Origin of the sequence: Streptomyces sp. (assembly GCF_031181705.1) — a bacterium.
Classification (GTDB): Bacteria; Actinomycetota; Actinomycetes; order Streptomycetales; family Streptomycetaceae; genus Streptomyces.
On the sequence record NZ_JAPSKN010000061.1, the window covers coordinates 24,502 to 31,065 of the forward strand.

The window sequence follows — 6,564 nt, forward strand, 5'->3', positions numbered from 1 at the left end:
CGGCCGACGCCGTCGCACCAACGGGAGGACACGCCATGGCACCTCAGCGATTCCAGGAGCAGTTCGAGCACATCCAGCGCTCGATGCCCGGCGTCCCCCTGGCGACGGGGCCCGACGACTCGGCCGAGTTCCTGTACGAGAAGGGCGTCGTCCTCGTCCGCGACGGCGAGGAGGCACAGCTCGTCGAGGACACCGTGCGGGCCCACTTCACGGCGGCGCCCGACCTCGACCAGGAACAGGTCCGCCGCGCGGGCCCGGCGGCCAACCGCAGCGGCGTCACCCGGATCCGGGTCGGCGACCCCGGTGAGGGACACCCCGGGGCGGACCGGGCCGTCGCGCAGGCGCTGCGCTCGGTGCGCGAACGCGAGGCGCGGGCCGGGCACCGGATGGTCGCCCGCAACCACGTGGTGCACATCGCGGTCAACGCCTGCCCCGGCGACGAGCCGGTCCCCGCCCCGCTCAGCGAGCCACCCAACCCGGCACCCGCCGACGTGCCCCACGACCCGGGCACGGCCGTCGGCGTCCTCGTCGTGGACACCGGCCTCACGCACGACTACCGCTCCTGCGCGCTGCTCGCCCACACCGACGGTGACGCCCAGCTCCAGGAGTGCGACGAGCAGGGCATCCTGCAGCAGTACGTCGGCCACGGCACGTTCATCGCCGGGCTGGTCGCCGCCGTCGCGCCCAACACGAACATCACCGTCCGCGGCAGCCTCAACGACGCCGGCGCCATCCTGGAGTCGGAGTTCGGCGAGAAGCTCTTCGAGGCCGTCGACGCCGGCGGCTGGCCCGACGTGCTCAGCCTCTCCGCCGGCACCTCCAACGGCCGCACCGACGGACTGCTCGGCGTGGAGAACTTCATGCGGGAACTGCGCGCGCAGCGCACCCTGCTGGTCGCCGCCGCCGGCAACAACGCCGGCGCGAGCCCCTTCTGGCCCGCCGCCTACGCCGGCCTGCCCGGCTGGGAGGACGCGGTGCTGTCGGTCGGCGCGCTGCGCAGCGACGGCGCGTGCGGCGCCTGCTTCACCAACCACGGCCCCTGGGTGCAGGTCTACGCCCCCGGCGAGCGCCTCACCAGCGCCCTCACCGGCTTCGACACACCCGTCCCGTACGTCTACCAGCACTCCACCTACGACGCCTGCCGCTACGGCTTCACCTACGACTGCACCTGCCGGCACCCGCGCCACAGCGGCGTCCTGAGCGACGAGGGCAACGCCGCCAAGCCGGACCAGGTGATGTTCGAGGGGTACGCGCAGTGGAGCGGCACCTCCTTCGCCACCCCCGTGACCGCGGGCATGATCGCCGCCCACATGACGGCGCACGAGGAGACCGACCCGCGCGTGGCCCGGCGCCGACTCCTCTCCGGCGCGGGGGTGGCGGAAGTGCGCGGAGCGTACGTCCCGGCCCTGCGTCCGCCCACCTGGCGTCCGGTGCCGGTCGTGCGCCAGGCTTCCGGCCTGTGAGGGCCGGTGCCGCTCCCTCCCCGGCGTACGATGACGTGCCGTACACGAGGGGTGGGGCTGGGGTGGACCGTACTGATGCCGGCGCGCTCGTCCAGGCCGCGGCCGACGGCGACGCGGCGGCCTGGAAGGCGCTCGTGGAGGGGTTGAGTCCTTTGGTCTGGTCCGTGGTGCGGGCCCACCGGCTCTCCGACGCGGACGCCCACGAGGTGTACCAGACCGCTTGGTTCCGCTTCGCCCAGCACCTCGGGCGGATCCGGGAGCCCGACAAGGCGGGCGCGTGGCTGGCGAGCACGGCGCGCAACGAGTGCCTGAAGGTGATCAGGAGCGCGCAGCGGCTGACGCTGACCGACGATCCGCGGCTGCTGGACCGCGTCAGCGAGGACGGCACGCCGGAACAGTCGCTGCTCGACTCCGAGGAGGCCGCCGCCCAGAGCGAGCGCGTGCGGCGGCTGTGGCAGGAGTTCGAGGAACTGGGCGAGCGTTGCAGGCAGTTGCTGCGGATGCTGATGGCCACACCGCCGCCCAGCTACCAGGAGGTGTCCGCCGCGCTCGGGATCGCGGTGGGCAGCATCGGACCGCTGCGCCAGCGCTGCCTGCGCCGGTTGCGGGCCCGGCTGGAGGCACGGGGGGCGAGGTGAACGGCATGGACGGCACGGGCGACATGAACGGCACGGACGACCTGAACGGCAGGGGAGCCCCGACCGGCGCGGACGACAGCGGTGGTGAGGGCCTCTTCGGTGAAGAGGGATGCGACGCCGGCGAGTTCGACGACGGACTGCTGGAGGAGGAGCTGCGGCGGGCCGCCGCCGTCCTCGACCCGGTCCCCGCGGAGCTCCAGCAACTGGCCGTCGACGCCTACGCGCTGCACGACCTGGACGCCCGGGTCGCCGAGCTGACCTTCGACTCGCTGGTCGACGCCCTCCCGGTCCGGGGCGCCCCCGCCCCCCGGATGCTGACCTTCCGGGCGGGCGAGGTGACGGTCGACGTCGAAGTGACGCAGGACGGGCTCATGGGCCAGGTGCTGCCGCCGCAGCCGGCCCGGATCGAGGTCCTGGGCGGTCCTCGCCCCGGCTCCCCGCTGACGGCGGACGACCTGGGCCGCTTCAGCGCCGACACACCCCCGTCCGGCCCCTTCGCGCTGCGGCTGCGCACGGACGCGGACGTCGTCGTCACCCAGTGGCTGCGGGCCTGAACACCGGGCCGCGAGCCCCCTTCACCAGGTGCAGGGCAGCGTCCGCGGCCCACGGATCATCGTCCTGCGCCGCCAGGCGACCTGGCCGGCGGGGACGGCGAGGCGCAGGTTGGGCAGGCGCTCCAGCAAGGTCGTGAGGAGCAGCTCGGTCTGGAGACGGGCCAGGACCGCCCCGGTGCAGTAGTGCGGTCCGTTGCCGAAGGCCAGGTGCGGGTTCGGCGCACGGCCCGGGTCGATCCGGTCCGGCTCGGGGAACACGTCCGGGTCGCGGTTGGCGGCGAGGTAGGAGACGTACACCGGGTCGCCCGCGCGGATGCGGTGCCCGTGCAGGTCGACGTCCTCCAGGGCGATCCGCGCCAGGCCGACGGAGCTGCGGTGCGGGACGTAGCGCAGCAGTTCGTCCACCAGGGCGTCCCGTGCCTCGGGCCGCTCCCGCCACGCCCGCAGCAACTCCGGCCGCGTGAGCAGCAGATACAGCATCTGCCCGCAGTTGTGGGTGACGGCCTCGCCGCCGATCTGCAACGGTCCGGCGAGGCCGATCGCCTCCGCCTCGCGGAGGTCGCCGCGCGCCACGGCGGCGCCCAGCAGGGAGTACACGTCCTCGCCGGTGCCGTCCGCGCGGGAGTCGATCGTCTGCGTGATCCACCCGTAGAGGCTGGTCTTCGCACGGTCGGCGGCCTCGGCACCGCCGGAGGTGGAGATGATCTGCCGGGTCCAGGCGTGCACCCGCTCCCGGTCGGCCTCCGGCACGCCCATGACCTCGCTGACCAGGGCGATCGGGAACGGTTCGAGGACCCGCTCGACCAGGTCCGCGGGCGGCCCGTCCCGCGTCACGTCCTCGACGAGCGCGTCGAGCATCTCCTGCGCGCGGGGCCGCAGCCGCTTCATCGCGCTCACGGTGAAGGCCCCGGCGACGGCCTTGCGCAGCCGGTTGTGGTCGGGCTGGTCGGCGAAGGCGAGCGAACCGGGCCGCGGCTTGAAGTGCGGTGCCATCCGCGTCACCTGACGAGACGTCACTTCGGCGCGGCTGAAGCGGGGATCGTTGGTGATCAGCTTCACGTCCTCGTGGCGGGTGGCCAGCCATGCCCAGCCCTCGCCGAACGGCAGCCGGATCCGGGTCAGCGGCCCCTCGCGCATCAGTCCGGCGAGGACCGGGTCGAAGTCCGTCCCGTCCAGGTCGAGGGCGGGCCAGTCCCGTACCGGGGGCGGGGCCTGGCCGGTCAGCGTGGTGATCTCCTCCGTCATGCACCCACCCTCGCCGCGCCCCCGCCCTCTTGTCGCGCGGGAGTGCTCCAGCCGGTGACGGCGACGGCTCAGCGGGACACCGCGTCGACGAGCCCGGCGAGCGCGCCGGCCAGCCGCTCCAGCCCGGGACCGGCGGGACCGCCCGGCTCGGTCATGTAGGTGTCCCGGCGGATCTCCACCATCAGCGCCTCGACCCGCGCGTCGAGCCGGTGGAACTCCAGCGGCACGTACGCCCCGCTGAAGGGGCTGTCCAGCCCCGTCTCCGCGAACGCCTCCCGGGCGGCGCCCAGCAGTGCCCGTGAGGTGTGGAAGGAGTCCGTGCCCAGGCATATCGGCGGCCGGGGCCCCTGACCGTGCAGCTCGTACGGCAGTGGCCGGCTCGGGTAGGAGTGCACGTCGATGATCACTGCCCGCCCGGTGGCCGCCAGCCGGTCCGCCACGGCCCGTGTCATCGCCCGCGCGTACGGCAGGTAGTACCGCTCGACGAGCGGGCCGGCCTCGAAGTCCTCGGGCCGCAGCGCCGCGCCGTGCGTGGTCCGTGTGTACACCGCGCCCATGCCGACGGCCCGCATCTCCTCGCGCTCGTCGGGGAACCGCTCCGGGTCGACGACCAGCCGCGACAGCCGGTTCACGAACCGCCACGGCGGCACCGCGGACCGTGCGGCCGCCACCCCGGCGAGCCGGGCCGTGTGCGCGTCGGTGATGTGGTCGAGCTCCCGGGCGAGCGCCTCGTCGTCGAGCACGATCCCCGCGCGCACGTCGTCCGGGACGTCCCGCGCCGAGTGCGGCACGTGCAGGATCACCGGTGAGCGGGCGGCGCCGGGCAGCAGCTCGAAGGACGGCGCGGCAGGGGGCATGGGGCGGCTCCGGGCGAGATCGTCAGTGGCGTGGTGCATGATCGCGGCATGTCCGTCGGCAACAGTGAAGTGACCACCCACGCGTTCCTCAAGGCGCTCTACGAAGACGACTACTACCCCGACCGCGTCCTGGACCGCGGCAGGGAGATCCTGCTGCGGCTGTGCGCGCGGATCGAGGCCGAGCACCCCGCCGGCCTGTCGGCGCTGTACCGGCTGACCCAGGCCGCCACCGAGGAGTTCAACGACCTGCAGACCGCCTTCGAGGAGGCCGGCAGCGAGATCGAGACCGTGGCGCGGGAGGCGATAGCGGAGGAGTTCTGGTTCGTCGCCCGGGCCTACGGCTTCGCGGACGCCGACGGGGAGGAGCTGATCGCCACCCGCGACTGGTGAGACACGCCCGCGCCCCGGCCGGGCGCCATGCCGGCCGGGGCGCGGGTCAGCGGACCGGTACGGCCCGGGGCGTCAGCTCAGGGACGCCAGGGCCTCGTTCCACGTGGCGGACGGGCGCATGACCTCCGCGGCCTTCGCCGGGTCGGGCTGGTAGTAGCCGCCGATGTCGACCGGCTTGCCCTGCACGGCGCCCAGCTCGTCGACGATCTTCTGCTCGTTCGCGGCGAGCGTCTCGGCGAGCGGGGCGAACGCCTTCGCCAGGTCCGCGTCGTCGGTCTGCCGCGCCAGCTCCTGCGCCCAGTACAGGGACAGGTAGAAGTGGCTGCCGCGGTTGTCGATGCCGCCGACGCGACGGGTCGGGGACTTGTCCTCGTTGAGGAAGGTAGCCGTGGCCCGGTCGAGGGTGTCGGCCAGCACCTGGGCGCGGGCGTTGCCCGTCACCTTGGCGTACTGCTCGAAGGACGGCACCAGCGCGAAGAACTCACCGAGGGAGTCCCAGCGCAGGTAGTTCTCCTTGACCAGCTGCTGCACGTGCTTCGGCGCCGAGCCGCCCGCACCCGTCTCGAACAGGCCGCCGCCCGCCATCAGCGGGACGACCGACAGCATCTTGGCGCTGGTGCCCAGCTCCAGGATCGGGAACAGGTCGGTCAGGTAGTCGCGCAGCACGTTGCCGGTGACGGAGATGGTGTTCTCGCCGCGGCGGATGCGCTCGACCGACAGCTTCGTCGCCTCGACGGGGGACAGGATCCGGATGTCCAGGCCCTCGGTGTCGTGCTCCGCCAGGTACTCCTTGACCTTGGCGATCAGGTTGGCGTCGTGGGCGCGGGTCTCGTCCAGCCAGAACACCGCCGGGTCGCCGGTGGCGCGGGCGCGGGTGACGGCGAGCTTCACCCAGTCCCTGATCGGAGCGTCCTTGGTCTGGCAGGCGCGGAAGATGTCGCCGGCCGCGACGGGCTGCTCGATCAGCGCGGTGCCGTTCTGGTCGACCAGGCGGACCGTGCCCGAGGTGGCGATCTCGAAGGTCTTGTCGTGGCTGCCGTACTCCTCGGCCTTCTGCGCCATGAGGCCGACGTTCGGCACCGTGCCCATGGTCGAGGGGTCGAAGGCGCCGTTGGCCTTGCAGTCCTCGATCACGGCCTGGTAGACGCCCGCGTAGGAGGAGTCCGGGATCACCGCGAGGGCGTCGTGCTCCTGGCCGTCCGGGCCCCACATGTGGCCGGAGGTGCGGATCATGGCCGGCATGGAGGCGTCGATGATGACGTCCGACGGGACGTGCAGGTTGGTGATGCCCTTGTCGGAGTCGACCATCGCCAGCTCCGGGCCCTCGGCGAGCTCGGCGTCGAAGGAGGCCTTGATCTCGGCGCCCTCCGGCAGGGCGTCCAGGCCCTTCCAGATGCCGCCCAGACCGTCGTTCGGG

Annotated in this window: 7 protein-coding genes; 4 read left to right on the top strand and 3 right to left on the bottom strand. The window is 73.2% G+C overall.

The window, feature by feature from the left end:
• The first annotated feature begins 35 nt into the window (after positions 1 to 35).
• From RIN80_RS14285 to RIN80_RS14295, 3 genes are all read left to right on the top strand, one after another.
• Positions 36 to 1,463, top strand: coding sequence for a S8/S53 family peptidase (locus tag RIN80_RS14285; protein ID WP_309095952.1), 1,428 nt, complete (start codon positions 36 to 38; stop codon positions 1,461 to 1,463).
• A gap of 62 nt (positions 1,464 to 1,525) precedes the next feature.
• Entirely contained in the window at positions 1,526 to 2,101 is a 576-nt protein-coding gene (locus tag RIN80_RS14290) for a sigma-70 family RNA polymerase sigma factor (protein WP_309095953.1), read from the top strand.
• A gap of 23 nt (positions 2,102 to 2,124) precedes the next feature.
• The gene (locus RIN80_RS14295; RefSeq protein WP_375141692.1) at positions 2,125 to 2,655 is read left to right on the top strand and encodes a hypothetical protein; all 531 of its coding nucleotides are present in this window, start codon (positions 2,125 to 2,127) and stop codon (positions 2,653 to 2,655) included.
• A 21-nt stretch (positions 2,656 to 2,676) separates the two neighbouring features.
• Here the strand turns inward: RIN80_RS14295 and RIN80_RS14300 are convergent, their stop codons facing one another.
• Entirely contained in the window at positions 2,677 to 3,900 is a 1,224-nt protein-coding gene (locus RIN80_RS14300) for a cytochrome P450 (RefSeq protein ID WP_309095955.1), read from the bottom strand.
• A gap of 68 nt (positions 3,901 to 3,968) precedes the next feature.
• The gene (locus RIN80_RS14305; protein WP_375141693.1) at positions 3,969 to 4,757 is read right to left on the bottom strand and encodes an N-formylglutamate amidohydrolase; all 789 of its coding nucleotides are present in this window, start codon (positions 4,755 to 4,757) and stop codon (positions 3,969 to 3,971) included.
• A gap of 48 nt (positions 4,758 to 4,805) precedes the next feature.
• On the opposite strand from RIN80_RS14305, the gene RIN80_RS14310 reads away from it, so the two are divergent.
• Complete coding sequence (locus RIN80_RS14310; protein ID WP_309095957.1) at positions 4,806 to 5,147, top strand: DUF5713 family protein; 342 nt, start codon at positions 4,806 to 4,808, stop codon at positions 5,145 to 5,147.
• 72 nt (positions 5,148 to 5,219) lie between these two features.
• Here RIN80_RS14310 and RIN80_RS14315 read toward each other — a convergent pair.
• Positions 5,220 to 6,564: NADP-dependent isocitrate dehydrogenase (locus RIN80_RS14315; RefSeq protein WP_309095958.1), on the bottom strand; the 1,345-nt coding region annotated here is incomplete at its 5' end.